At 52.0% G+C, this 24872-nt stretch carries 25 protein-coding genes; 10 read left to right on the top strand and 15 right to left on the bottom strand.

Translation table 11 applies throughout. The annotated features are described in order from the left end of the window. Positions 1–54 precede the first annotated feature (54 nt). The 3 genes from lpdA to accD all read right to left on the bottom strand — a co-directional run bounded on the left by lpdA (position 55) and on the right by accD (position 3521). Positions 55–1449 carry a dihydrolipoyl dehydrogenase gene (gene lpdA, locus VFA_RS13770; protein ID WP_004727456.1) on the bottom strand — a complete coding sequence of 465 codons (1395 nt, stop codon included), beginning with the start codon at positions 1447–1449 and terminating at the stop codon, positions 55–57. Between the two features lie 253 nt (positions 1450–1702). Next, positions 1703–2332 carry an ArsR/SmtB family transcription factor gene (locus VFA_RS13765; protein WP_232281717.1) on the bottom strand — a complete coding sequence of 210 codons (630 nt, stop codon included), beginning with the start codon at positions 2330–2332 and terminating at the stop codon, positions 1703–1705. 322 nt (positions 2333–2654) lie between these two features. Then, a complete protein-coding gene (accD, locus tag VFA_RS13760) occupies positions 2655–3521 on the bottom strand; it encodes an acetyl-CoA carboxylase, carboxyltransferase subunit beta (RefSeq protein ID WP_004727454.1) in 867 nt (288 codons plus the stop codon). 107 nt (positions 3522–3628) lie between these two features. Between accD and VFA_RS13755 the strand changes: the two genes are divergently transcribed. Next, on the top strand, positions 3629–4534 hold the full coding sequence (locus tag VFA_RS13755; RefSeq protein ID WP_172475436.1) for a LysR family transcriptional regulator: 906 nt from the start codon (positions 3629–3631) through the stop codon (positions 4532–4534). A gap of 96 nt (positions 4535–4630) precedes the next feature. Here the strand turns inward: VFA_RS13755 and VFA_RS13750 are convergent, their stop codons facing one another. Together VFA_RS13750 and VFA_RS13745 are read right to left on the bottom strand one after the other, a co-directional pair. Next, complete coding sequence (locus tag VFA_RS13750; RefSeq protein WP_038151811.1) at positions 4631–5287, bottom strand: Qnr family pentapeptide repeat protein; 657 nt, start codon at positions 5285–5287, stop codon at positions 4631–4633. Between the two features lie 1018 nt (positions 5288–6305). Beyond that, the gene (locus tag VFA_RS13745) at positions 6306–7412 is read right to left on the bottom strand and encodes a hypothetical protein (RefSeq protein ID WP_004727451.1); all 1107 of its coding nucleotides are present in this window, start codon (positions 7410–7412) and stop codon (positions 6306–6308) included. A 479-nt stretch (positions 7413–7891) separates the two neighbouring features. Between VFA_RS13745 and VFA_RS23810 the strand changes: the two genes are divergently transcribed. Beyond that, positions 7892–8176 carry a hypothetical protein gene (locus VFA_RS23810; protein WP_140209452.1) on the top strand — a complete coding sequence of 95 codons (285 nt, stop codon included), beginning with the start codon at positions 7892–7894 and terminating at the stop codon, positions 8174–8176. On the opposite strand, the gene VFA_RS13740 is transcribed toward VFA_RS23810, so the two are convergent. After that, positions 8160–8879: an SDR family oxidoreductase gene (locus tag VFA_RS13740; protein WP_004727449.1), complete on the bottom strand. Its 720-nt coding sequence runs from the start codon at positions 8877–8879 to the stop codon at positions 8160–8162. The genes VFA_RS23810 and VFA_RS13740 overlap by 17 nt on opposite strands. A 138-nt stretch (positions 8880–9017) precedes the next feature. On the opposite strand from VFA_RS13740, the gene VFA_RS13735 reads away from it, so the two are divergent. Continuing rightward, a complete protein-coding gene (locus VFA_RS13735; protein WP_004727448.1) occupies positions 9018–9932 on the top strand; it encodes a LysR family transcriptional regulator in 915 nt (304 codons plus the stop codon). 89 nt (positions 9933–10021) lie between these two features. Here the strand turns inward: VFA_RS13735 and VFA_RS13730 are convergent, their stop codons facing one another. After that, positions 10022–11146, bottom strand: coding sequence for a hypothetical protein (locus tag VFA_RS13730; protein WP_038151807.1), 1125 nt, complete (start codon positions 11144–11146; stop codon positions 10022–10024). A 208-nt stretch (positions 11147–11354) separates the two neighbouring features. On the opposite strand from VFA_RS13730, the gene VFA_RS13725 reads away from it, so the two are divergent. Then, complete coding sequence (locus VFA_RS13725) at positions 11355–12221, top strand: hypothetical protein (RefSeq protein ID WP_004727445.1); 867 nt, start codon at positions 11355–11357, stop codon at positions 12219–12221. Positions 12222–12445: 224 nt separating this feature from the next. Then, positions 12446–13882 (top strand): sensor domain-containing diguanylate cyclase, encoded by a 1437-nt coding sequence (locus VFA_RS13720; protein ID WP_004727444.1) that lies wholly within the window; start codon positions 12446–12448, stop codon positions 13880–13882. On the opposite strand, the gene VFA_RS13715 is transcribed toward VFA_RS13720, so the two are convergent. Further along, entirely contained in the window at positions 13879–15243 is a 1365-nt protein-coding gene (locus VFA_RS13715; protein WP_004727443.1) for an aminotransferase-like domain-containing protein, read from the bottom strand. The genes VFA_RS13720 and VFA_RS13715 overlap by 4 nt on opposite strands. A gap of 159 nt (positions 15244–15402) precedes the next feature. On the opposite strand from VFA_RS13715, the gene VFA_RS13710 reads away from it, so the two are divergent. After that, a complete protein-coding gene (locus VFA_RS13710) occupies positions 15403–15999 on the top strand; it encodes a LysE family translocator (protein WP_004727442.1) in 597 nt (198 codons plus the stop codon). Here VFA_RS13710 and VFA_RS13705 read toward each other — a convergent pair. From VFA_RS13705 to VFA_RS13690, 4 genes are all read right to left on the bottom strand, one after another. Beyond that, a complete protein-coding gene (locus VFA_RS13705) occupies positions 15996–16427 on the bottom strand; it encodes a YccF domain-containing protein (protein ID WP_004727441.1) in 432 nt (143 codons plus the stop codon). The genes VFA_RS13710 and VFA_RS13705 overlap by 4 nt on opposite strands. Before the next feature lie 9 nt (positions 16428–16436). After that, positions 16437–16727, bottom strand: a complete 291-nt coding sequence (locus VFA_RS13700; protein ID WP_004727440.1) for an antibiotic biosynthesis monooxygenase family protein — start codon at positions 16725–16727, stop codon at positions 16437–16439. A gap of 61 nt (positions 16728–16788) precedes the next feature. Further along, the gene (locus VFA_RS13695) at positions 16789–17511 is read right to left on the bottom strand and encodes a sulfite exporter TauE/SafE family protein (RefSeq protein ID WP_004727439.1); all 723 of its coding nucleotides are present in this window, start codon (positions 17509–17511) and stop codon (positions 16789–16791) included. Between the two features lie 180 nt (positions 17512–17691). Beyond that, positions 17692–18087: a rhodanese-like domain-containing protein gene (locus tag VFA_RS13690; RefSeq protein WP_004727438.1), complete on the bottom strand. Its 396-nt coding sequence runs from the start codon at positions 18085–18087 to the stop codon at positions 17692–17694. 178 nt (positions 18088–18265) lie between these two features. Between VFA_RS13690 and VFA_RS13685 the strand changes: the two genes are divergently transcribed. Continuing rightward, on the top strand, positions 18266–19201 hold the full coding sequence (locus tag VFA_RS13685) for a helix-turn-helix domain-containing protein (RefSeq protein WP_004727436.1): 936 nt from the start codon (positions 18266–18268) through the stop codon (positions 19199–19201). 49 nt (positions 19202–19250) lie between these two features. On the opposite strand, the gene VFA_RS13680 is transcribed toward VFA_RS13685, so the two are convergent. Continuing rightward, positions 19251–19757: a cysteine hydrolase family protein gene (locus VFA_RS13680; RefSeq protein ID WP_004727435.1), complete on the bottom strand. Its 507-nt coding sequence runs from the start codon at positions 19755–19757 to the stop codon at positions 19251–19253. A gap of 111 nt (positions 19758–19868) precedes the next feature. Between VFA_RS13680 and VFA_RS13675 the strand changes: the two genes are divergently transcribed. Together VFA_RS13675 and VFA_RS13670 are read left to right on the top strand one after the other, a co-directional pair. Beyond that, the gene (locus VFA_RS13675) at positions 19869–20834 is read left to right on the top strand and encodes a GlxA family transcriptional regulator (protein WP_004727434.1); all 966 of its coding nucleotides are present in this window, start codon (positions 19869–19871) and stop codon (positions 20832–20834) included. Between the two features lie 132 nt (positions 20835–20966). Next, on the top strand, positions 20967–21866 hold the full coding sequence (locus VFA_RS13670; RefSeq protein ID WP_004727433.1) for a DMT family transporter: 900 nt from the start codon (positions 20967–20969) through the stop codon (positions 21864–21866). Between the two features lie 73 nt (positions 21867–21939). On the opposite strand, the gene VFA_RS13665 is transcribed toward VFA_RS13670, so the two are convergent. After that, positions 21940–22575 carry an NAD(P)-dependent oxidoreductase gene (locus VFA_RS13665; protein ID WP_004727432.1) on the bottom strand — a complete coding sequence of 212 codons (636 nt, stop codon included), beginning with the start codon at positions 22573–22575 and terminating at the stop codon, positions 21940–21942. A 142-nt stretch (positions 22576–22717) separates the two neighbouring features. Here VFA_RS13665 and VFA_RS13660 point away from each other — a divergent pair, with 142 nt between their 5' ends. Beyond that, complete coding sequence (locus tag VFA_RS13660) at positions 22718–23611, top strand: LysR family transcriptional regulator (protein ID WP_004727431.1); 894 nt, start codon at positions 22718–22720, stop codon at positions 23609–23611. A gap of 72 nt (positions 23612–23683) precedes the next feature. Here VFA_RS13660 and solA read toward each other — a convergent pair whose 3' ends face one another. Beyond that, positions 23684–24817 (bottom strand): N-methyl-L-tryptophan oxidase, encoded by a 1134-nt coding sequence (solA, locus tag VFA_RS13655; RefSeq protein ID WP_232281716.1) that lies wholly within the window; start codon positions 24815–24817, stop codon positions 23684–23686. Positions 24818–24872 lie beyond the last annotated feature (55 nt).

Below are 24872 nucleotides of genomic sequence, written 5' to 3'. Positions count from 1 at the left end.
CCCAACACAGAGACAAAAGGGCTACCCAAATGGATAGCCCTATCAACAAATCAATTATGGATAGACTTTATAAATCGCATGACCAAATACATCTTCCGCCGCCTCATGAACCCCTTCAGCAATGGTTGGATGGCCATGAATCGTTGAGATAATATCTTCAATCGTCGCACCCATCTTAATAGCCAGTGCGCCTTCGTGAATCATATCGCTCGCACGTGGACCAAGGATGTGCATGCCTAATACTTTTTCAGTTTTTGCATCAACAACAAACTTAACAGTACCGTGCTGTTGAACGATCATCGTTTTTGCATTCCCTGCTAAATCAGATTTGCCCAGTTTAATGTCGCCAACGGCTTCTTTAGCCGCTCTTTCAGACAAACCAACACTCGCAAATTCAGGGCTTGTATAAACACAAGCAGGCGTTGTAGAACCGTCAAAGGCAACTTTGCTACCTGTCACCATATTCTTCGCAGCAACGACGCCTTGCTCCATAGCAACGTGAGCGAGCATGTAACCACCAGTACAGTCACCTAATGCGTAGATATGAGGCACATTTGTTTGCATGTACTCATTCACAGCGATAGCACCTTTCTCCACGACAACACCCGTATTTTCAAGACCAAAACCAGTTAAAAGTGGTTTACGGCCAACAGACATTAATACGGTAGAAGCTGATAACGATTCCCGTCCATTTTGAGTTTCGAAGAATACTTTCACGCCTTTGTCTTGTTTCTCAATTGCAGAGACTTTAGCGTTCACACGGATATCAACACCTTCTGCAATCAAAGCTTGAGCAAGCTGTTCAGATAATTCGTCATCCATATGAGACAGAATTTTGTAGTGTGCTTCGATGATGGATACTTTAGAACCAAGACGAGTCATCAACTGAGCAAACTCAACACCAATTACCCCACCACCGATGATGACGAATTCTTCTGGCACTTCAGTTAAAGATAACGCTTCGTTACTAGTAATCACTTCAGGTAAATCAGAACCAGGGAGATTAATCATGGTAGGAACAGAGCCAGTCGCCAATACAAGCTTGTCGAATTCGATCTCTTGTTCAGTACCATCAACTGCAATCACTTTTGCTTTATGGTCAGAGATGATTTCAGCATTGCCGTATAACACTTCTACATTCTTGCTTTCAACTAACCCATTAACGCCATTCGTGATCGTATCAAGAATGTGACGTTTACGCTTTTGTAGTTGCTCCATATCGACTGAAGCGGCACCAACGTTGATACCAAGTTCTGCAGCATGCTTAATCTCATGAAGCACATCTGTCGTATGCAATAGTGTTTTCGTTGGGATACAACCTTGGTGTAAACAAGTACCACCGAGTTTGTATTTCTCAACAACGATAGCTTTCGCGCCAAATTCAACTGCTTTAATTGCCGCGACATGACCACCAGGACCACCACCGATCACTAAAATGTCAGTTTTCATAACAAGCCTCTATATCTAATATTCTAAAGATTTTAAGAATTAACTAACCGTGAGACTAGCATAAGGAAGGAAACGAAAGTTGCTTCTGATCAATGTTATTCTAGTAATCTAATGATTTTTAGAATTATGCGAATTTGCTGATAATGGATAAGGCAAAAGAGACATTCTCGCAATTGCCTTTGTCTTCTTGTAGATCGGGAAAAGCAGATAAGATAAGGATATAATCTATTGATTATAAATGAATTTATTAGAATTACTTCGCAACATCAAACCCTGACGCAGCCCATTCATCTAGGCCATTGCGATACATTTTTACGTTCAGCCCTTTTTCCTTCAGGAAATTTGTCGCATCAATGGCTTGGATACAATAGTAGCCTTCACAATAAACGATGATCATCTCATCTGAATTTTCATAGTTTTCGGCCCATTGTGTCAGTTCATCAACAGGGATAGAAATTGCACTAGGTATATGGCCTTCTTCGTACATATCGGATTCACGGACATCCAATAACACCGTTTTCTTTGACTCTAATGCAGCAAGTAAGTCTTTGAGTGTCAGGCAAAAATCACTATTTTTGTCTAAAGGAGTGATATCTTTATTGGATAATGCCACTTCCCATAAAGACTGAAATAATTTCAATATATTGTCGTTACGTAGTCGATAATAAACTCGAAGACCTTCTTTCCGTGTCGTTAGGATTCCCTGAGTTCTCATGACCTTAAGGTGGGCAGAAACTGATTTCACGCCAATTCCCATCGCGGTGGCTAAGTCTTCAACACAACGTTCATGGCTACTCAGTAGCTCAATGATGAGTAACCGCTTTTCATGCCCTAAAGCTTTGGCAAACTCACCAACATTTTCATACGCATAAGAATCAACCAAACTTCTGTCTCCAAACCCAATACTCGTAACTAGACAGGCGAGTATACATTGGCAGAGTTTACAAATCATCATGAACACATTTGATGGAACTACATGAATCATTGCATGAGAAATATAGGTCTAACGACCTGCCCACAAAGCGTATCCAGAAAGTGCCTTTGGCTTCACACTCGCTGGCCGGGACGGTTTTGAGTGACCGCTTATCTGAAGTGAATCTTCGTTCTGTTGATTCTATTCGCTAATCTGACGTTGAATCGTAATGGGACAGAAACAATTTACGCCCTCTTTAAAACCACACAATCAGGCTTCGATAACCTTGACGCTATCCATCGAGTGGCGTCGTTGTATGGGTCATTTTTGCAATGAGTCCGCCCACTCGTTTGCGCATCTCACGCCTATCCACAATCATGTCTATCGCGCCATGCTCTAAGAGGAACTCACTTCGCTGAAAGTCCTCTGGCAATTTCTCTCGAACAGTTTGTTCTATCACACGACGTCCAGCAAAGCCGATAATGGCCTTCGGCTCGCCAATGTTAATATCTCCTAGCATGGCTAGACTTGCAGAGACGCCACCCAATGTTTGATCGGTTAAAACAGAAATATAAGGCAAGCCTCGACTAGACAAACGATGTAACGCAGCGCTGGTTTTTGACATTTGCATTAACGACATCAACGATTCTTGCATACGAGCGCCGCCGCTGGCCGAAAAGCACACAAACCCACAATGTGCATCAATCGCCTCTTCCACTGCCCGAACAAAACGAGCACCGACCACTGAACCCATTGAGCCTGCCATAAAAGAGAACTCAAATGCGCAAGCAACAATCGGTAAGCCCATCAGTGTTCCTCTCATCGCAACCAAGGCATCTTTTTCTCCCGTACTTTTCTGGGCGAGAGCCAGACGCTCCTTGTAGCGTTTCAGATCCCTAAAATTCAGCACATCTTTCGGCTCATGTTCACTGGCAATTTCGACTCGCTCTCCTTTGTCTAAAAAGCGGTCTAAACGGTGGCGTGCTGCCATCCTCATATGGTGATCGCATTTTGGACACACAGACAGATTCTCCTCAAGTGCGATGCGGTACAGCGGTTGGGCACAGGCAGGGCATTTCACCCATATCCCCTCAGGAATCATCGCTTTACGTGTACTGATAATATTCTGCTTATCAAATAGTCTTTCTAACCAACTCATCGGTCATTTCTCCAAAGAACGTTCATGAGGAGTATTGTATAAGCCTATTTCTGGTAATAAAGTACGTTCTATGGGTTTGATAAACCAAGATAATGGGATTAAAGGCAATGCTTGATAAGATTGACCAACAGTGGCTTAAGAGTTTTCACTGTGTGTATGAGAACAACAGCTTTAAACGAGCGGCGGAATTTCTCAGCTTGCCGACATCCAATGTGAGCCGCCATATCGCGTTGCTGGAAGAACGGTTGGATACGCGATTATTTGACAGAACCACACGCCGAATCGCTCCGACGGATGCAGGAGAGCACCTTTATTTACGCACGCAGCCATTGCTCGACAAACTAAATGATGCACTTGAGGAAGTGACGCAGCAGTCGCATGAAGTCATGGGGCAACTGAGAGTGCTCATGCCGGATTCACCCGCCTTAGCCCAAGCTGTGGTTTCTTTTTGTACCCAGCACCCCTCAATTTCATTATGTTGCGATACCAGCATTAGCCCGAAAGCGGATTTACTAGATGGGTTTGACATCATCTTAAGTTTTCATCGAGGAAAGCTTGAAGACCATCGTTGGATAGCGAAAGAGATCAAGCGCTGGCCAAGTGCTGTTGTGGCATCCCCCAAACTCCTACAGACGTCTCCCATACCTTTTCAGATTACCGATTTGAAACACGTGCCGTGTATCAATAGCTTTACCGCGTTAAATGGCACACCTTGGGTCTTCAAAAACGCCAAAGGTGAACTGATCACTCAAAAGGTACAGTCTGCATTTAAAGTTAATAGTGGCTATCTCGCGAAATCAGGCGCATTGGCGGGTTTGGGGTTCGCAATACTCCCAACCGAGTCCTGCCGTCATGAGTTAAATGCTGGCGCTCTGGAGATTGTAAACATGGAATATGAGCCTGAAGATTTGATTTTGTATGCCTTTTACGCGTCCAGAAAACACTTGGCCAAAAAGATCCCAATGTTTATTGAACACTTACAGCACCAAGCAAATTTAGATAACAGCAACTAGGCAGAAGCACCCTTTGTTTGAGACCGGCGTGCCAATCAAACGCCCCAAAAAAATCAATGGTACGCAGCCCCTCGAAGGCAAAGCCACGATGCTGAATTAGTCAGGAACCACAATCACACCCAGCTTCTCTAGCAGTTGTTCTTGCTGCCAATCGCAAATTTTTACCCCCGTTAAATCCACTCTGCGGGGATCCAACCCGGTCAGTTCAATATGGGTTAAGTCACAGCCTTGGAAACGCGCTTGTTCCCAGCAGTCCTCTGAAAATGAACCCCGGCTTAAATCAGACTCTTTAAAAGAAACCCCGTGCAAGTTGGCGCCAATCCAGCGATTTTCAAACAGATCACATTTTTCGAGGCACTGCCGCTCCAAGTTGGCATAGGATAAATTACATCCCGTGATGTACGCGGAACAAAAAAACATTTTATTCGAGACCTGATTAACAAAGCGGGCGCGAGAAAAATTGGCACCTTTCAAATCACAATCTCTCAGTTCAATTCCAAAACAGTCCGCCCCGCTGAAATGAGCCATCGCCAATCGGCAGTGTTGAAAAGATGCATCTCTGAGATCGGCATACGCAAAATTACATCCTTCCACATCGCTTTTCTCAATAAAGCTGCAATTGATGAATTTGGAATCACGCATGTCGGCACGGCTAAAGTTGCATTGATAGAAGCAACAATCGTTGAAAACTAAATTCGACAAATCCCGATTTGAGAAATCGGTGTGTTGGTAAGTGTGATGGTTTAATTTCATGTTTCGCCCCTAAGCCTGTGGAGTGCGCAGACTACCATGTGGGCTTAAGTTCTCAAGAAAAACAACTCCTTGAAAAACAGTCAGTTAAAACACCCCAAAATCGCCATTTTAAGGCACCAAACTGGCGATTAGAGGCATGAATAAATAAAAACGGAAATGCAATTACCTGAAAAAAAGTTTCGTTCAATACAGGCGGATACAGACGGAATTCGAATTTGATGTTTGGAGGAGGGTTAGATTGGGTTTGTTGGTTTAGTTGGGTGTGGGTTTAGCTGGGTGGGGTTTGTTGCGCTTTGGGTTTAACGAACCACGTGGCTTTGGTTAAAGCGCACCAGATACTCTTTGCAGGCACAAAGAGTATCCAGAAAGTGCCTTTTGCTTCTCGATCGCTGTCCGGGACGGTTTTAGGCGTTCCCGACGCCGAAAACCTAAAAATTCATCCATGAATTTTTCCCTGTTTGTGGGGTTTAAAGCAAAATCGTAACTGGACAGAAGCGAGTTAGGGATTGCGCCCAAAAGCGTCTACTTCAGATAAGTAGAGATTGGGGTAGAAGGAAAAAACTCTAGTAATTCGCGATCATACTACGGTACTTCACGCATACCGAAAGATTGAACAAGGCAAAGCCAACTCATAAAATTGAGTCAACGTGAACCGTCATGAGATTCAGCACTTTAAGGACAATTCCGTCCAGTGCGTTTTTTTAAAATCAACGTGAGGTCGCCGTAATGACACAACCCCCAAACAGCAATGCCGCCCTGCTTATCGTGACACTGCCAGAGATGCTCGCGCAGCTATATCCCTACTTGGAATTGTTGCTGGCGTGCGCCCACTGACTAAGGAAAAGGCCGAGGCGGTCATGCCGCCTCGGTATTTCCCCAGCAAATAGTATGGTGCGGCTAATATCACATGACCACTGTTGCTGGCACAAGTGGCGACTCCGCCATGAATGAGCCTGGGACACAACTGTTTAGATTCCCAAAACGTAGGGGCTAAGTCAGTGTGGCTCAGCCCTTTGGTTTAATCCAGAATAGGGTAATCTGGCTGTATGTGGGCCTCCTCCCACAGCGGGTGGCCTGTATTCACGGGTAAAGGTTGCGGTTCGATATTCACATTGCCCCAAACACCGCCTTTGAAGTTATTGGAGAAACTCATGACTTCACTGCCAATATCCAGCACGACCGGATTGGGCGCTTGGCCGTGCTCGGGGACTGTATAGTGCAGCGTAAGGGATTTCGGCTCGCCTTCAAGAAATCGTGTCAACATCTCCGGGAGTTGCTCGGGTAAGAGGTAGCACTGCTCCAGCGCTGGGCACAGCAGGTGGATCTGATTCAGGGCAATTTGCAGCGTCGAAAGGGTAAGGACATTGTCGAGTGTGGCATGGATACGCAGTTTCCACGTCTTATTGTGCTCGTCGCGCCAGCGCCCGAAAAAAGCATCGGACTGGTGGAGGAAGACCGCACTGGGGCTAATGGCAACCTTATAGTCGGTCTCTGAGTTATGCTCCAGCCTCTCTTCCCCCTGATTGCGGGGTGACAGGAACAAGCCATGGCGGCGGATGTGATCCATCGCCAACTGTTCAGGATTGCACTGCTCAAAGCGCTGGGTCTCGGTGATCCGTACCCGGGGTGTAACCCCACAAAGTTGGCTCAGGTAGTCAGCCATAGCCTCGGCATCGGCCTGTATGTCACGGCGCCCCATGGCCTCACGCAGTCGCTTGGTCCACTCCAAATAGACCTCACAGAGCTGATCATTGATATGGTTATTCGGTCGGATGATTAGCACCTGATACATGCTTTTGTTATTCCGGTGGGTCTCGTCCAGTGTGAGGCGCAGCTCCTCCAGCTTCAGCTTGTCGATGGCCGCTCGCAGGGCGTGCTTGGCCTTGTAGTCCTTTCGGAACAGGCTGTGTTTAGGGTAGCCGAGTAAGGCGGCTGTTTTCTCTCGGCACTTGCCGTCATTGAGTGGGGTGCCCAGTTGGGTTTCACTAAAGTGGCGGACAAGGGCCATTAGATCGGCAAAGCCATCGGCTTCGGTCAGGGCCAACTCACGGAGCTGTTGCTGAGGGCGACGTAGATTACCCTTGCGGGTTGGTTTTTGGGGAGTACTAGTATGTAGTTGTTTCATAGAGATCTCCATCGAAACAGTCGCTGAATTGCTATGAGATGCTCGCTCGATTCATCCTAGCGTCAGCTTGGTTTCGTTGGGAAATAAGCTATGAAATACCTAACGCGAGACGCATTAGTACACTTCGGAGGTCTTACACATGCCTAAAGCATGTCGCAGTTTGCCTTGCCCTTCAACGGGCCTCCACAGGGGAGTAAGCGAGAGACAGGTCGTTCGCACCAGTGCTAACACACACCAACTGCTAACGACCTAAAAGGCTGAGTCGGGGGCCAACAACCTTAATCGTAAAGTAGGTTCTGGGGTGATGTCAAGAGGGCTGAAAGCCTTGCGGCCGAGCCCGTGATTTCTTAGGTGAAGTCGAATATGCGGTGTCAGATCTTGCATTGTGGATTTAACGCCTACATGGAAGACTCTTTCTCACTACAAAAATTTGGTTTCGGTAAAGCCACTTCTGGCTCACTTTGGGGCAGAAACAATTTATGCCCTCTCTGAAACCAGAAAATCAGGGAAAAAATTCAGGACGAATTTTTAGGTTTTCGGCGTCGGGAACGCCTAAAACCGGCCCGGCCAACACCAAAGAACCAACAGGCACTTTCTGGTTACTCTTTGTGCCAGCAAAGAGTAACTGGCGCGCCCACACAATGCGGAGAAAAACCACTGAACCGACCAGCGTGACAATCCACCACCTCCAATCACAAAAGAAAAAAGCCAGCGCTATGCTGGCTTTCTCATTAGAAAATAACTGGATTACGGTTGCTGCTTAGTCGGCGCTAATGCAATCTCACGAATGCACACATTCTGCGGTTGTTGATACGCAAACACCACGGCTCTTGCAACATCATCGGCGTCAAGCACGCCGCCCATCTCTTGTTTCCACGCATCGTAGCCAGTTTTGATCGCATCAGAAGTGATGTGAGACACCAGCTCGGTTTCAACCGCGCCTGGGGCGATGGTGGTTACTCGAACATTCGAGGCCGCCACTTCTTCGCGCACGTTTTCAGAAATCGCATGCACCGCGAATTTAGTGCCACAGTAAGCCGCGTGATCCGGGAAAGTTTTCTTACCCGCGATAGAGCTGATGTTGATGATGGTGCCGGTGTTGCGCGCTTTCATCGGCGCGAGTACCGCTTGCATGCCGTTGAGCAGGCCAAGCACGTTCACATCAAACATGCGTTTCCATTCGCTGGCATCTTGCGTGTCGATCTGCCCCAGCAGCATCACACCCGCGTTGTTGATCAGCGCATCGGCTGGGCCGAACTCCGCTTCCGCATTGGCAATCGCCGCTTCAAACGACGCTTGCTCGGTCACATCCACGCGAGCGCACAATGTGTTTGGCAGGTTCAATGCTTCCAAACGTTCCACACGGCGTGCCAGCAGTAACAACGGATGACCTTCTGCGCTCAGGCGACGAGCAATCGCTTCTCCAATACCAGAACTTGCCCCAGTAATAACGACTAATTTTTTCATGTTTGAATCCTCAATAAGACCTTGTGTCGTGTTGGGAGCTAGTCTATGAAAAAGTTTTTTGTTGATATATATCACCCTAGTTGAAACTCTGTTGTTATATAGCAACAATAAAGCGTGAACTGAGAAAAGAGAGCACCGATGCAAAATCAGATTAATTTGGCGGATATCCGCTCGTTCGTCCTGATCGCCCAACTGGGCAATTTCACCAAAGCGGCCGAAGCGCTGGACGTTTCACGCTCTCACGTGTCGCGCCAGATCAGCCAGTTAGAGCAACAAATGGGGGTGACACTGCTGATTCGAACCACACGCTCGCTCAAACTCACCGAAGCAGGCAAAACGTTTTTCGCGCAATGTGAAGCGGCGCTGCACAGCATCGACCAAGCGGTGTTGGCGGCAGTCGACGACACCGAAGCCGTGCGCGGCCAAATTCGCATCAACAGTGTCGGCGGCTATTTGGGTGAAGAGATCGTCGCCGATTTGATCACGCAGTTTATGGCGCGCTACCCACACGTGCGGGTCGACTTGGATTTAAGCAGCCACCGCGTCGACTTAATTGAAGATGAGTTTGATGTCGCGTTTCGCATGGGTAAACTGGAAGACTCTGGCTTTGTGTCGCGCAAGCTGATGGATGTGGAGATGGGCACCTACGCCAGCCCAAGTTACCTTGATCGGCACGGCCACCCCACGCACCCGAAAGAGCTGGAACATCACCAATGTTTAACCGGCTCGGTCACCCGCTGGGCGTTTCAACACAAGCAGAGCCACGAGTCGCTGGAGTGTCATATTCAAGGGCAACTGCGTTGTAAAAGCGGGCGCGTCATGATCAAAGGCGCGCTGGCGGGCAACGGCATCATTCGCGTGCCGGCGCTGTATTGTTTGCACGAAGTCACCCGCGGCGCGCTGCAACCCGTGTTCGATGATTGGAACATTCAAAGTGTCGAGTTCTCCGCGCTCTACCATCGCGACCGCTACCAGCCCAAACGCATTCGCACCTTTATTGAATTCACCAACCAGTACTTCCGCGACCTACAAAAAACACTGCGCGATGGGTAAGGTGAAAAAGCTGAGCCGCTACCCAATAAAAGGTTTATCTGCCACTGAATCAGGGGAAAAATTCACGACGAATATTTAGGTTTTCGGCGTCAGGAACGCCGAAAACCATCTCCATCTCCATCTCCTAGGAAACCAAGCCAGCGCCTCGGAAAGCAAACCACCGCCGCCAAGCCCATCACCGCATACAGCCCCCACACGGGCAGCATCAATAGCCACTTCGCGAGTAGCGCAATGGCATCGCCTTTGTAGGCGATTTTCGCCCCGCGCGCAGCCAATTTGGTGAATTTCAACGCGCCCAAATGATCCAGCAAGCGTAGCCCGCCTTGGCCAAACGTGGCCGCCAGTTTGATGCTCTCTTTGCCCAATTGCGCGGCGCGTGGCGTCATCGCCACCACGGCATCGCCGCCGAGGTGATACAGCGTGGCACTTTGTGACCCGAACGCTTTGGCAAACGCTGCCATGCGGCTCAGTTCGGCGCTGTTCTTGGTTCGGCTCAGCAAACGAAATCCACCGCGGGTGTTAGCAAGCGTAGTGACATCGCTCAGCATCGCCGTCATTGCGCTGAGGCTTTTCGATTGCTGTGCGATTTTGGCTTCCCGCACTAAAGATTTGCCCAGCCAAGGCGGCAGTTTACCCAGCCGTTTGGCGGTTTTCAGCGCGACGAGTCCGCTTTTGGTCGCAGTGGTGGCGACCAACGTCGGTGCGGCGACACCCGCGGTTTCGACGGTGCCGATGCCGCTGACAATTTGCGCTGTTGTCGCCACTAAACCCAGCGCCGACAAAGCCACCAATGTTTCATCCACTGCTTCCCCTTGCAGATGATTCATGCCCTGCAACGTGAGATCGCGAATATCGCCAATCACCAGAAAATCAGTGGTCACCGCCGCGACTTGTCCGATACTTTCATCGCTGGTGCCAGTCAATAAACCTTCGCTGAGTTTGTCGAACTGATAACGCCAGTCGCTGCGAATACGGGTGATATCAGCATACAGCGCCTGCGCTTTCGGGTTGTCACGCACATAGTCGTAGTCCATGAAGAAGCCGAGGTAGCTGGCCGCATCGGCATAACGCTGCTCCGCCAGCATGTGACGAGTTTCCGGCAACGGGTCGATGCGCCCCAGCGCCAGCACCGATAACTGCGCTTGCTGCCACAGCACGCCCGCCGAAACCAGCGCCAGCACCAAAAGCGTGAATTTGAAAAGCCGTCTGAACATCGCGCACCGCCTGTGAAACCTCGTTCCCCTATCCTAGCAACGAATTCAGTGCTGAGAAAAGCGCGCCAACGTCAAGATTTCTCCACCCTGTTTACAATGTAAATCGCACGGCGCGCTCACAGATTTTACGCGTGGTGCGCTGCCAAAGATTGAGCGCTGCGCAGCAACCTGCTTGAATAACACCATCACTTCGCTAAGGAATGCTCACATGCCTGACAAACTCTCGACCTCAGCACTGGCCAAACTGCGCGGTCTTGATGCCAAGCAACTGTTCGCGGATTTAAAAAAGGCAGGCTACATCAATCGTCACGACGAGCAGTGGATTTTGACCGAACTCGGGGCAAAATTCGGCGGCGAATATGTTCAGCATGCCAAGTTCGGCACCTTTATCGTCTGGCCTGAGAATTTACTCATCGACATGGCGGCCACCAGCGGCAGCACACTCAGCGCAACGCAAGTCGGCGAGTACTTCAAACTCAATCCGAAGAAAATGAACCAGCTATTCAGCGAACTGGGCTGGATCACCAAAAGTGAGCAGGGTTGGCGTGCGACTGCCTCCGGCTTGCGGGCTGGCGCCCAGCAGCGTGAAGACAAAGCTTCGGCGCAAAAATTTGTGGTGTGGCACGATTCGATTCGCCACAACCCGCACCTGCGTCAATCGGTGGTGGAGTTTCTTGGTCACGATGCCGACGAACAAGCAACCGACAAATCCTATGCCAGCTTTCGCCAGAAGTTTGCAGCCAAACACCGTACGCTGGATGGCCATTACGTGCGCTCGGTGGGTGAACTGCTCATAGACAACTGGCTGTATCTCGCTGGCGTCGCGCACGCCTACCAGCGCCCATTGCCAATCGAACAGCCGCTGATGAGTGATTTTTATCTGCCGTCTGGCAATGTCTATCTGCAATTCTGGGGCACCGACGGTGCACCGATTGACGACACGCAGCGCGAGGCCACCCGCGCGGTGTATGCCGACCATCAATTCAAGCTGATTGAAATCACTCCCGAAGAGGTGCATCAGCTCGACGATATTCTGCCCGCTCGGCTACGGGAGCACGGCATTAAAGCATACTGACAAATTAAACATTAAAAACGAAAAAATCTTTGAATCAGGTCGAGATAGGTAATACATCTATCAATACCAAGAAGAAAAAATGACCATTATCAAATCTCATCTTTACCGTCACCTGTAGGATAAACAAAATCCCATCGGTGTGTTATATGACTAATTCTTATACCTTTTCTTCACATAATTATCTTCTGACCAAGATTTTCCTTGTGTTGGGAATCGTGATTGTAATGTTCTCGTTATTCATGGTTGCTTTGAACTATAAAAACCATGTCAACACACGCATGCAAGGGTACGATCAATTGCTGTCGACCCTGAAAACGACCTATCTCTATGAATTGGTGAAAGAGAACGAACGTCAGCTGTATATTCTGGTGAATTCGCTCGACAAAGAGAAAATTCGCCACGAAGAGTCAGCGTTCAACCCGGTGTGGCGCGCCGCGCACAAAGTCAAAATGGACGCCGATCACTACCTCTATTTCTACAACGTCTCCACCGGACGAATCGATGGGTATCCGCATTGGGAAGCGCCCGAAGGATATCAAGCGTCCACGCGTCCGTGGTTCCAACTCCTCCATCATCCCGATACCGATCCCCATTGGCTTGGCCCGTACTTAGAATTCAGCAGCAAGAAACGAGTGCTGACGCTGGGGCAGAAAGTTATCTCCGCCGATGGGCAATTGTTGGGCCTCATGATGGTCGACATGAGTGTGGAGACCATCGACCGCGTGTTGGAACGGATGGCGCCTGAGTTGAATATCTCGCTGTTTTTGCGCGATAAGGAAAGCAAAGTGCGTTTCTCGACGGTCAATGAAGCTCAGCTCAAGCTGGATCGCGTGATTGAAAACCGCGAATCGGAGTGGTTGCACGGACTGTTTGACGGCATCGTGAAGACCAAAGCGCTCACCTATGCCGATTGGGAACTGGGCATTTATGCGCCACCGCAGCGCTTTCATCACGCGTTGGTTGACCAAATGCTGAAACTGATGGCCCCGATTTGCGCCATCACGATCGTGACCGTACTGGGCATCCGTACGCTGCTCAATATCTTTCAACAAGAACTCAAGCTGGTTGAAACGAACTTGCAGCAATGGCATCACGGCCCGCTCGCCCCTGCCGCACCGCGCGGCATGCCACCGCATTCGTGGTTTGTCGACCGCAGCCTGACGACCATCGAACAACAATACAACGCCCACCATCAACAGTTGCGGTTGGACACGCTCACCGGCATTCAGAACCGACGGGCGTTTGATCTCGATCTGGCGGCGATGGCCGAGAATCAGCAGTCGCCCTACGCGCTGCTGCTGATCGACGTCGATAAGTTCAAACACGTCAACGACACTTGGGGACACCAGTTTGGCGATAACGTGCTCGCGCGCGTGGCGCAAGTTTTAACCAAAAATCTCGACACCCACAGCATTTACCGCATTGGTGGCGACGAATTTGCAGCGCTGGTACCAGTGAATGATGACGCCCCTTTAGGGGAACAGCTCAACCGTTTGGTGCTGGACATGCGTCATCAGAAATGGCGCGAGCAGGGCTGCCACGTGACCCTGAGCATTGGCGTCAGCATCGGGCCAAATACACCGTGTGAACTGGTGAATCACGCCGACAAAGCGCTGTATCGCAGTAAAGAAAATGGCCGTGATTGTTGGTCGATGGCTTAACGCACGGCCCCGTCCAGATGCGCTTTGATACGTTGCAACCCGTGCTTTAAGTCTTCCCGCGATAGCGGCCCGGTGAGTGAAATACGAATCGCGTTCGGCAAGGGGTAAGAACCGACGCGAAAGAACGTGGCATCACGCACAAACACGCCCTCTTCGGCGAGCTGCTGTTTTAGCTCACTCGCTGGGCAATGCTCTGGCAGCACGATCCAACAGTTAAAGCCGGGAATCGCCGCAGTTTGGCGCTCAGGGAACACCGATTGCAAAATGCGGTGACGGGCGCTGAGTTCCAGCGCGATGTCTTCATCGACTTGTTGCATCGCGCCATTGCTCAGCCAGCGACAGACCAAATCCACGAGGATCGGACTGACATGCATGCACGATGCGCGCAGCGCTTTTTGCAGCGGCAGTTTGAGGTTGGTCGGCAGCACCATGTAACCGACGCGAATGCCACCAGCAAAATACTTCGAGAAACTGCCGATGTAGAGGGTGATGTCCGGCGCGATGCTCACCAGCGGCGAGCGGCGATGCTCCGGTGGACAATAGAGCACGTCATCTTCGATGATCAAGACATCGAAACGGCGGCAGATTTCGATAATTTTCAGCCGCCGTGAATCACTCAGTGCCACGCCCGTTGGGTTTTGAATCGCGGGTGTCATATAGAGCAAGCGCGGACGATGGCGCTGACAGTGCAGCAGCAAATCGTCCGGCACGATGCCTTGGTCATCAATCGCCACCGGGATCACTTTGCGTTCCTGCTGCGTGCAGGCATTGATAAATTCGCCGTAGCACAGCCCTTCGAGCAAAATGGTGTCGCCACTGCGGGTGAGCGCTTGCAACACCGTGCTCAACGCATGCTGACCACCGTAGGTCCACTGCAGTCGCGAACGGTCAATGTCGCACTGCCAGCGCTGATTGACCCAACGTTGCAACGTGGCGCTGTGGCCTTGCAAACCATCGGCGGAGAAATAATCCAGCACCGCTTTTTGCGCCGTCGGCTGGCTGGCGAGTTCGCCCAACGCCGCCATCAAATGGCGCTGCTGGCTGAGAATTAACGGGCGACACAGCGACAAATCGACCCCGCCGCGCGACACCAACGGATGATAATAATCCTGCTGCTCGTGGCGGCGATCTTTAATGTAAGTGCCACTGCCCACCACGGGCACGGTGACGCCGCGCAGTTCGAGTTCCTGATAAGCGCGCGTGATGGTGCCGACCGTCACGCCAAGCTTGTAGGAGAGCATGCGCTGCGACGGCAATTTGCTGTGCGCTTTCAGCTCGCCGCGCTCGACCGCTTCTTCAAACGCATCGGCCAGCACTTTGTATTTCGGCCCCGCGCGGCCGGTGAGATCTGGAATAAACATTGTCACCATTGTCATCGATACACTTGATTGGAAAGTTAAGCATATTCAAGGGTTGGCGGAATGTGAAATACAAAAGTGTCATGGTGACGCATAAACACTAGGGGTTCACTTGGCAGGCAGATTAGAGTGGCCCTATCGCCAATTCAAGGAGCTTAATTTATGTGGACCCTGTTGCCTTCGTTGTGTTTGTTCGCGTTCATCACCGCCTTCACGCCAGGGCCGAACAACTTTCTGCTCGCCAGCTCCGGCTCTCAGTTTGGTCTGCGCCAAACGTGGCGCCATATCATCGGCATTCGTGTGGGGGTCAGCGGGTTGATTCTGCTCAGCGCGGCAGGTGTTGGGGTGCTGTTGCAAGCCTATCCGCTCGCCTATACGGCGCTTAAATATGTTGGGTTTGCATACATGAGCTGGCTGGCCATCAAACTAATTTTGGCAGGCGGCAATCTGCACAAAAGCCACGCAGCCAAACCACTCACGTGCCTGCAAGCAGCGCTGTTTCAACTCGGCAATGTCAAAGCGTGGGCGGCCAGCTTGACGGTGGTTGCCACCTACACCCTGCCGTCGCTGTATTGGGTATCGGTGCTATGGATTCTGGCCGCGTTTACCGTGACCGGTGTGCTGTGTAATCTGTGCTGGGCGGGGATGGGAAAAGCGGCGAGCCGGTATCTCGACACGCCGCGTAAGATTCGAACCTTTAATTACAGCTTGAGCGGATTGACCTTTGCAACCATTCTGCCGGTGCTGTTTCAGGCTTAACGACGCTGGCCGTACCGGGCGCGGGCGGCCGCTTCTTTGGAGACAATCGTCTGACCAATCGGGGCCAGCGAAATAACCGCCAGTTTGAGGTGTTGCAGGGCAAACGGAATGCCGATGATGGTGATAAAGCACGCCACCGCTGACAACAGATGACCAATCGCCAACCACACACCAGCGAGCAAGAACCAAATCACGTTGCCGATCACCCCAAAACCGCCAGTGCCGATGTCCTCTTTACCGGTCAGTTCATCGCGGCCAATCGCCTCCTGACCAAACGGAAAGAAGGAAAAATTACCGATGACAAAACAGGCGCGCCCCCAAGGAATGCCGACAATGCTGATAAAGGCCAGCAAGCCGAAAAACCACCAGGCGAGGCCCATCATCACGCCACCCAATAGAAACCAAATAATATTACCGATCGTTCTCATGTCTTCCTCTTAAAACACACGTTGATAATGCTCCACCGTGGGAAACGGGTCATAAAAGTGATGAAGCAACGCGCGCCACTGCTGATATTCCGCCGATTGACGAAACCCTTCGGTATGCGCCTCCAGTGTCTGCCAGTTGACCAGCAAAATGTAGCGACTTGGGTTTTCCATACAGCGTTGCAGTTGGTGCGACACATAGCCCGCCATGCTGGCGATAATTTGCTGCGCTTGAGCAAAGCTCTGTTCAAACTGCGCTTCCTGCTCGGGTTTTACATCCAGAACCGCGACTTCCAGTATCATGATTTTTCCTTAACTGAAGATGAATGGGTGTTTCAGCGTTTAACCTAAATGGTTCAATGGGTTACATCAAGCCTTTGATCAGCGCGGTCAGGCCACTGATCAAACATAGTGACAACGCACCCACGCGAATTTTCTCTTTCGGCAGGGTTTGGGTGGTTTTACGCGCCAATGCGTACCCCAGCCATGCCGAGGGGATCAGCGGAATGGTGATGAGCAGATGATGTAGGGTCAAAAAGCCAGCCGGAATCTGAATGATGAGCGAAATGATTGAGCTGAAGACAAAAAATGCCGACAAATTACCGCGCAGTTGGTTGGCTTCTTGATGTTGCAGCAATAGCGCCATCGGCGGCCCGCCAATCGCGCTACTGGTGCCGAAAAAGCCGGAGAAGAAACCGGCAATGCCCATGCGCGCAGGCGTCGGTTCAATGCGAAACGGCAGAAAACTCACCCCGACGGCAAACAGCACCAACACGCCCAGCCACAGCGCCAACACATCGGTCGAGACCCACACCAGCAGCAAACCACCAGCAATCGAGCCGGGCACACGGCCAATCAACGCCATTTTCAAGCCACCGATGGAGATGCTGCTGCGATGCTTCATCGCACTGAGCAAGGAGATGAATAGCGCCACCAAACAGATCGGCGCGGGAACATAATCCGGCGAGACCATAAACAGCAACGGCGCGGCCACAACCGCCAAACCAAACCCAATCGCGGTCTGCACAAACGAACCAACAAAAATAAGTAACATCGCGATGAGCGCCGTACTGCTGAAATAATCCATGAGGGTGCCTGATCTCCTTATAATGACGGTGGCAGCAGGGCGAGCTGTCACTGACGGTGTCTGCAATTGAATCGGTGGGCGAAAGCCGCAAGAGAACGAGAAAAGTCATGCGATTGCATGACTTTTGAACGGTAACAGTTTACTCAATTTTCGCAATAAAAACGTTTCGCTTTGCTCCACTTAGGCGGAAATGAGCGCAAACCCTTCATCCAACCAACCGGTCACGCCGCCAATCATTTTTTTCACCGGCCGCCCCAGTTTTGCCAAACGAATCGCCGCTTTTTCTGTGCCATTGCAATGTGGCCCCGCGCAGTAGACCACAAACAGGGTTTCGGGCGGGTACGCCGCTAAGGTGCGCTCATTGAGGCGTGGATGCGGCAGGTTGATCGCGCCATCAATGTGCCCTTCAGCGAACAGCGCTTCGCCACGCACATCGAGCAAAATAAAGTCCTGCGTGTGGTTGGTCAGCGCATGGTGCACATCCCAACAGTCGGTTTCAAATTGCAATAAGGTGGAAAAATGAGCAAGTGCTTGCTCACTGCTGGCCGCAGGAATTCTCGATACCGCGCTCGACATAATGACTCTCCTTTTCATGATTGATGCGTCAGTGGTGGTCATCATGGTGTGTCACCGTGATGTGTCACTGGAATGCGTAGTGTGCCGCACACTTTGTTCACGCAACACTGGCGCAAACGCCAATTATCGATAACATTACGCCAATACATCGATCTCCGTTTCACGCTCAAGGAAGCTTATGCGCCGTATCGCCATTCTCACTCATGCCCACTGCTCGCTGTTTGAACTCGGCTGCGCCGTCGAACTGTTTGCCCTGCCCCGCCCGGAGATCGCACATTGGTATGCTTGCGATGTGGTCAACTTGGAAGGCGCGCCATTTGAGTCCACCGCAGGCGTCACCATTGCAGCCAAATGCGTTGCCAGCCTGAGCGATTACGATACCTTGGTGATTCCCAGCTGGCCGACGCAAGGCGACCCCGTGCCCGAAGCACTTGCCCGCGAAGTACGCGCCTTTGCCCACGCAGGCAAACGCCTGCTGAGCTTTTGTTCGGGCGCATTTTTACTTGCCGAACTGGGCCTGCTCGATGGCCGTCAGGCCACCACCCACTGGCGTTATGCTGAACGGTTCAAGGCGCGCTTTGCCCAAGTCGATTACATCGATGACGTGTTGTACGTGTGGCAGGATCCCATCGGCTGCTCGGCGGGTAGTGCGGCGGCGCTGGATTTGGGTTTGGCGGTGATTCGCCACGATTTCGGTTACAAGGTCGCCAACCAAGTGGCGCGGCGATTGGTGATGTCGGCGCATCGCGCCGGCGGTCAGTCGCAGTTTGTGGAAGCGCCGATGCTGGCGGTGCCCAACCAGTTTGCGGGCGCGCTGGATTGGGCGCAGCAACACCTGACATCGCCCATCAATGTCGACCAATTGGCCGCGCGCGCCAACATGTCGCGCCGTACCTTTGAGCGTAAATTTCGCGCTAGTTTTAACCTCTCGCCGAACGAATGGTTAATTCAGCAAAAAATCGAGCGCGCGAAAGGATTATTGGAAGAAACCACGCTGCCGCTGGAACGCCTCGCGGAGCAATCTGGCTTTGACAGTGTGGTGACGCTGCGTCACCATTTTCGCCGTTTACTCGGCGTCTCCCCCAAGCAGTATCAGCAGCAGTTTCTTCCTTAACTTATCGGCTAATGCCTTTTGCATCAGAAGACAAAGAGAAAGTGAGTGCTCACAAATCATCCAATGTCATCAGCGGCACGCGGTCGCTTAAGGCGCGCAACGCAATGCCATGCACCATGGCATCCGGCGCGCTGCACGCGTCACTGAGTACACGAACCGAGTAATCACCGGCCACAGGCGACAGCGCGGTGTGGGTGACGCAGTTTTGAGTCATCATGCCACACACCACCAACTCACGGATATTTTGCGCGCGCAGAACATCACTTAAGGTGGTGTTGAGAAAACTGTCGGCGTGCTGTTTTTCCACCACCACGCTCGCGGGCGCTTGGGCAAGCAACGCCGAATGCAATTGCACCCCGTCGCTACCCGCTTTGAAAAAGGGGGCCTCTGCGCCGCCGACATGCTGCACCAATACCACGGGCCAGCCGCGCTGCTGCGCGATATCGATGGCGGACAGGGTGTGAGCGAGCACCTGCTCTGCCTGATATTGCGGGTAAGCACCCGCCGGAAAGTAGTCGTTTTGCAGATCGATCACAATAAGCGCCGTGTGACTCATGGTTGTCTCCTTTTGTTGTTAAGATGAATCCAGAGTATCCACCGATTGCATTGTGTTGTTCAGCGTCTAAAATGACTTTAATCGAGTCAAAAACGACAGCAAGGACGTTTCGTGAATCACATTCCGATTGCGATACTCGCCTACCCCGGTTGCCTGCTTTCTGCGGTGCATGGGCTAGAAGAGATGTTATGGATGGCGACCCGCGCCTGCGCCGAACTGGATCAGCCGTTTCAGTTTGATTGCCATGTGTTGCGCTGGCCATTGGATGCCACCACACATAACGATGTGCCATACGCGGTAGTGGTACTGCCCCCCAGTCGTGAACGCGGTTTTGATGTCAAAGCGCCGGTTGAACTCACCGACTGGCTGCACACGCATCATCAACAAGGCGCGATTCTCGCGTCCGCCTGCGCAGGCGTGTTTTTGCTCGCCGACACCGGTTTGCTGGCGCACAAAGTCATCACCACCCATTGGGGCTTGGCCGAACTGTTTCAGCAGCGCCATCCCGAGTTACAACTCAACACCAACGACATTTTGATCAACCAAGGCGATATCATCACCGCTGGCGGCATGATGTCGTGGATTGATTTAGGGCTAGAACTCATCGCGCAGTTTGCTTCGCCTGCCGTAATGCGTCAGGTGGGCAAATTGTTGGTGGTCGATACGGGCTTGCGCGAGCAGCGCTATTATCAGCAATTCACCCCCAGCTTTTTGCACGGCGATGAGAGCATTGTCGCGCTGCAACATTTGATTCACCGCCAATTTGCAGCGCCCTTGACCCTGTGGCAACTCGCCGAGCACGCCAACGTCACCGAACGCACGGTGCAGCGCCGCTTCCTCAAAGCGACCGGACTCAACCCAATTCAGTACTTGCAACGCGTGCGGGTTCAAAAGGCGTGTGACTGGTTGGAATCCACCGCGCAGTCGTTTGAGTGGATCGCCCATCACATCGGCTACGAAGACGTGAGCGCGTGCCGCAAAGTGTTCATCAAAATCATGGGATTAACCCCCAGCGAGTTTCGCCGCCGCTTCGCCCCATCGCATTACACCGTCGATACCGTGGTGCAGAGCGACTGATCCCCGCGCCAAACTCAGTGTTTTAAAAATGCACAAGATTCATTTTTAAAACACCTTTTCATTTTGAGCAATTCCTCTACAATAGCGCCACTTTTCGGCGCAGTCGCGCCCTCATTTTTGCAGGCTCGTTTCATGTCGAACCCCATTTCGCGCGCGATCACCTTGTTGGTGCTGGCCAACCTGTTGGCCTCGTTTTCTGATGTGTCGCTTAAAGTCCTCAACGGCGAAGTGCCCACCTTTCAATATGTGTTTATTCGCCAACTGATCAGCACGCTGATCATGCTGCCGCTGTGGTGGCGTTTGCCCAAGGCCGAACGCATGCAAGGCGGTAAATGCTGGGTGACTTTTTCGCGCGCGCAGCTGATCCTCATGGGCAGTGCGTGCGCCATGATTGCCATCACTTACTTGCCGCTCGCCACCGCCAACGCAATGTTCTACGTCGGCCCACTGCTGATGTTGCCCCTGTCGATTACCCTGCTCGGTGAACGCCCGGCACTGAAACAAATTGTCGCTACCTTGATTGGTTTTGCGGGCGTGCTGGTGGTGCTGCGTCCGGAGCATTTTCACTGGGCGGCGATTGCCGGATTAGGTTGTGCGCTCTCAATGGGGCTGGGGAATATTTTGATTCGCAAACTGCCGTCCGAGCAGCCCATGGCCGCCACGCTGTTTTGGACCGGCGTCATGACGCTGCCGCTGGCGCTGCTCCTCGCACTGCCACAATGGGCCCCGATTTCCTGGCGTCATCTGGGCTGGATTGTGGTGATCAACCTGCTGGTGCTGGGCTATCATGTGTTGGTACTACTGGCGTACAAAGGGGTGGAAGCCAACCGAATCGCACTGGCGGAATATTCCGGCTTGGTGTTCGTGACTTGGTTTGGCGTGATGTGGTTTGACGAAGTGCCGGACATGCTCACCGTGGTGGGCATCTTGCTCATCGTGGTGCCGATGATGCCAGTCAAATGGCGTCGCTTATGGCGCAAAATGTGGCGCACGAAACGCAACAAAGCGCTCGCGCAGCAAGAGCTGTCCTAAGCGTATTGCAGATGAAAAAGCCAGCCGTTTCGGGCTGGCTTTTGGTTTTCATTTAGCCGTGAATGGCGTGAGATTAGTAAGCAAAACCGATGCGTTGACGGGGGTGCGCGCCGCTTTCTAGCTCGTCAACCAAGGCTGCTGCGTAATCTGCCACAGAGATGCGGCTGTTACCTTCAGCATCGCTCAGCAGTTGGTCACCGCCGACGCGGTAAGCACCCTGTTTTTCACCCGGGAAGATTTCCGCCGCTGGGCTCATGAAAGTCCAGTTCACGCTGCTATCAGTAGCCTTGAATACATCCAGCGCTTCACCTTGCGCCAGTGATTCGGCTTTGTACGCTTCTGGGAAATCAGGCACGGTCACCAATTTCACGCCCGGCGCCACTTCCAGTGAACCTGCGCCACCCACCCAAAGCAAACGTTCAACGCCAGCGTTTGGTAGTTGAGCAAGAAGCGTTGCTGCGCTTTGCGCCACAATCGCATGTGCACCTGTGGCACGGCCACCAATCGAAGCGATCACTGCATCAGCACCCGCCACAGCTGCTGCCAAGTCGCCACCGGCTTGCAGATCATATTGACGAACTTCAACGCCTTCGGCGCTGACTTTGGCTGGGTCGCGCACCACTGCAATCACTTCATGACCACGTGCTTTGGCTTCTTCAACAATGTGACTACCAATCCAACCGGTTGCACCAAATACTGCTACTTTCATCTGAACTCTCCTCATCTGGAATCTGAATTTTTCAATGGATGTTTCCAATCAACGGAACTCAGTTTAGTTGCTAACCAAACCGTGAAAAATACACATAAACGATGTAGATTGTTTCAATATAAGTTACTAATCGGAGATCGTGATGGACCGACTGACCGCGATGCGCAGCTTTGTTGAAGTCGCCAACACTGGCAATTTTACCAAAGCCGCCGACAACCTGACCCTGAGTCGCTTGCAGGTCACGCGCCATGTGCAGGAAATTGAAGACTGGCTCAAGCAGCGCTTGCTGCACCGCACCACACGCAAAGTGAGCCTGACCGCCGCCGGCGAAGAGGCGCTGACCCGCTGCGAGCAAATTCTCGACCAAACGGCCGAACTGGAGATTCGCGCGCTGGAGCAATCACAATCGCTCACCGGCAGCATTCGCATTTCCGCCCCCATTGGGTTGGCGCAGCACCTGCTGCTCGATACCGTCGAAGCCTTTACCGAGCTACACCCGCAAGTGACGATTGATATTCTCGCTTCGGATCGCCTGTCGCAACTGGTCGACGATCGGGTCGATGTGGCGCTGCGATTTACCCAACAGCCGGATGAGAGCTTGATCGCCCGCCGCCTGATTCAAGTCGACACCGTGGTGTGCGCCTCGCCGCAGTACTTGCAAACGCACGACCCCATCATCGAACCCGCCGATCTCAGCCGCCACAACTGCTTTGTTCACCTCACCAACCACACTTGGGATTTGGTGCGCGACAATCAACACTTCAGCGTCAGGGTGAGCGGCACTGTTCGCGCCAATGACATGGAAATTTTGCGCAGTGCGGCGCTGCATCACAAAGGCGTGGTGTGGCTGCCATGCGATCTCGCCAATCCGTGCCTACGCCGTGGTGAACTGGTCAAAGTGTTGGCCGATTATCACAGCCCCAGCAGCCATCTATGGGCGGTGTATCTGTCACGCAGCTATCAAACGCCCTTGGTGCGCCAGTTCATCGACTTTGTCGCCGAACGCTGGCAAGACGACATTCGCGTGCCAATTTAAGCGCCATCCCGCAGAAACTCAGATGATAAAAAAGGAAGCCAAATGGCTTCCTTTCGCTGTGCATGCGCGTGGTTATGCCTGAAAACGGCTGAGCGAGAACAGCGAGATATCGTGCTCTGTTTCGCCGCGCACAGCCAAATCACTGAGAATTTCGCCGATCACGCTGGCGAACTTAAACCCATGGCCAGAAAAGCCAGCCGCGATAATGATGTTGTCGTGTTTCGGGTGGGTATCGATGATGAAGTGCTCATCGGCGGTCATGCTGTACAGGCAAGTTTTGCCATACATCAGACTCGATGTTTGGGGCATAACCGTCGCCAAAAAGCGCTCCAAATCGACGCTGTCGACCACCGTGTCAAACGGGGCAATCGGCGTGTCGGGATCTTGCGCCTCGCCGCCATCGTGGCGACCCACTTTCAGCCCTGCGCCATCAATGCTCGGAAAACCGTAGTACATGCCTTGCGGGGAATCAAACGAGAATGCCGGGAACAAACCTTCGCCGTAGAGCGCTTCATCGGCTTCAAACCAAGCGAAGGTTTTGCGATTGGGCTGCATCGGCAGTGCGAAATCCAGCGCGCTCATCAGTTTGGTCGCCCACGCACCGGCTGAAACAATCACTTTATCCGCCACAATCACGGTGTCACCGCTGCGCAGCGTCACGCCATGGTCCTGAACGTCAATCTCATCCAGCGGATGATAGGTCAGTAGCTCCGCGCCATGCGCCAGCGCCAACTGACGATAAGCGCTGATACAGTCTTCACAGCGCAGCACGCCCGAAGTCGATTCAAAGCAGCCGATGTAGTTGTCGGGCAGCGTGATCCCGGGAAAACGTTGGTGAATCTCCGCAGCAGTCAACACCTCGATTGGCAGTTGGTACTGCTTCGCACTGGCGATAATCATCTGAATAAACGGCGAACTGGCTTCGCCCATATTGAGCACGCCAGTTTTGAGAAATAGCGTTTGGCCACTTTCGGCTTGCAGCGCTTCCCACAACGCTTGCGCGCGCAATGCCAGCGGCACGTACTTTTCGCCTTCGCCGTATGCGTGGCGAATAATGCGGGTTTCACCGTGGTGACTGGCGTGGTGATGCGGCGGATCAAACGCATCCATCATCAACACTTTTTTGCCCTGTTTGGCCAGAAAATAGCCCGCGGCCATGCCCATCGAACCGGCCCCAACGACCACAACATCGTATTTCAAATCCACCTCTCCTTTGGCTGCTCGAACAAATACAGAGGGCGGATCGGTGACCCGCCCTCTG

Origin of the sequence: Vibrio furnissii CIP 102972 (assembly GCF_000176175.1) — a bacterium.
GTDB lineage: Bacteria > Pseudomonadota > Gammaproteobacteria > Enterobacterales > Vibrionaceae > Vibrio > Vibrio furnissii.
The sequence above is the reverse complement of the archived record's forward strand: the minus strand, read 5'-3'. Positions and strand labels throughout refer to the sequence as shown.

What these genes read in the sequence shown, in the direction of transcription:
- VFA_RS13740 (WP_004727449.1), bottom strand. Translation starts at nt 8,879, where the DNA reads ATGAAAAAATTAGTCGTTATTACTGGGGCAAGTTCTGGTATTGGAGAA.
- VFA_RS13730 (WP_038151807.1), bottom strand. Translation starts at nt 11,146, where the DNA reads ATGTTCAGACGGCTTTTCAAATTCACGCTTTTGGTGCTGGCGCTGGTT.
- lpdA (WP_004727456.1), bottom strand. Translation starts at nt 1,449, where the DNA reads ATGAAAACTGACATTTTAGTGATCGGTGGTGGTCCTGGTGGTCATGTC.
- VFA_RS13755 (WP_172475436.1), top strand. Translation starts at nt 3,629, where the DNA reads ATGCTTGATAAGATTGACCAACAGTGGCTTAAGAGTTTTCACTGTGTG.
- VFA_RS13680 (WP_004727435.1), bottom strand. Translation starts at nt 19,757, where the DNA reads ATGAGTCACACGGCGCTTATTGTGATCGATCTGCAAAACGACTACTTT.
- VFA_RS13710 (WP_004727442.1), top strand. Translation starts at nt 15,403, where the DNA reads ATGTGGACCCTGTTGCCTTCGTTGTGTTTGTTCGCGTTCATCACCGCC.
- VFA_RS13665 (WP_004727432.1), bottom strand. Translation starts at nt 22,575, where the DNA reads ATGAAAGTAGCAGTATTTGGTGCAACCGGTTGGATTGGTAGTCACATT.
- VFA_RS13685 (WP_004727436.1), top strand. Translation starts at nt 18,266, where the DNA reads ATGCGCCGTATCGCCATTCTCACTCATGCCCACTGCTCGCTGTTTGAA.
- VFA_RS13700 (WP_004727440.1), bottom strand. Translation starts at nt 16,727, where the DNA reads ATGATACTGGAAGTCGCGGTTCTGGATGTAAAACCCGAGCAGGAAGCG.
- VFA_RS23810 (WP_140209452.1), top strand. Translation starts at nt 7,892, where the DNA reads ATGCCCTCTCTGAAACCAGAAAATCAGGGAAAAAATTCAGGACGAATT.
- VFA_RS13690 (WP_004727438.1), bottom strand. Translation starts at nt 18,087, where the DNA reads ATGTCGAGCGCGGTATCGAGAATTCCTGCGGCCAGCAGTGAGCAAGCA.
- VFA_RS13715 (WP_004727443.1), bottom strand. Translation starts at nt 15,243, where the DNA reads ATGTTTATTCCAGATCTCACCGGCCGCGCGGGGCCGAAATACAAAGTG.
- VFA_RS13735 (WP_004727448.1), top strand. Translation starts at nt 9,018, where the DNA reads ATGCAAAATCAGATTAATTTGGCGGATATCCGCTCGTTCGTCCTGATC.
- VFA_RS13695 (WP_004727439.1), bottom strand. Translation starts at nt 17,511, where the DNA reads ATGGATTATTTCAGCAGTACGGCGCTCATCGCGATGTTACTTATTTTT.
- accD (WP_004727454.1), bottom strand. Translation starts at nt 3,521, where the DNA reads ATGAGTTGGTTAGAAAGACTATTTGATAAGCAGAATATTATCAGTACA.
- VFA_RS13705 (WP_004727441.1), bottom strand. Translation starts at nt 16,427, where the DNA reads ATGAGAACGATCGGTAATATTATTTGGTTTCTATTGGGTGGCGTGATG.
- VFA_RS13670 (WP_004727433.1), top strand. Translation starts at nt 20,967, where the DNA reads ATGTCGAACCCCATTTCGCGCGCGATCACCTTGTTGGTGCTGGCCAAC.
- VFA_RS13725 (WP_004727445.1), top strand. Translation starts at nt 11,355, where the DNA reads ATGCCTGACAAACTCTCGACCTCAGCACTGGCCAAACTGCGCGGTCTT.
- VFA_RS13745 (WP_004727451.1), bottom strand. Translation starts at nt 7,412, where the DNA reads ATGAAACAACTACATACTAGTACTCCCCAAAAACCAACCCGCAAGGGT.
- VFA_RS13660 (WP_004727431.1), top strand. Translation starts at nt 22,718, where the DNA reads ATGGACCGACTGACCGCGATGCGCAGCTTTGTTGAAGTCGCCAACACT.
- VFA_RS13750 (WP_038151811.1), bottom strand. Translation starts at nt 5,287, where the DNA reads ATGAAATTAAACCATCACACTTACCAACACACCGATTTCTCAAATCGG.
- VFA_RS13720 (WP_004727444.1), top strand. Translation starts at nt 12,446, where the DNA reads ATGTTCTCGTTATTCATGGTTGCTTTGAACTATAAAAACCATGTCAAC.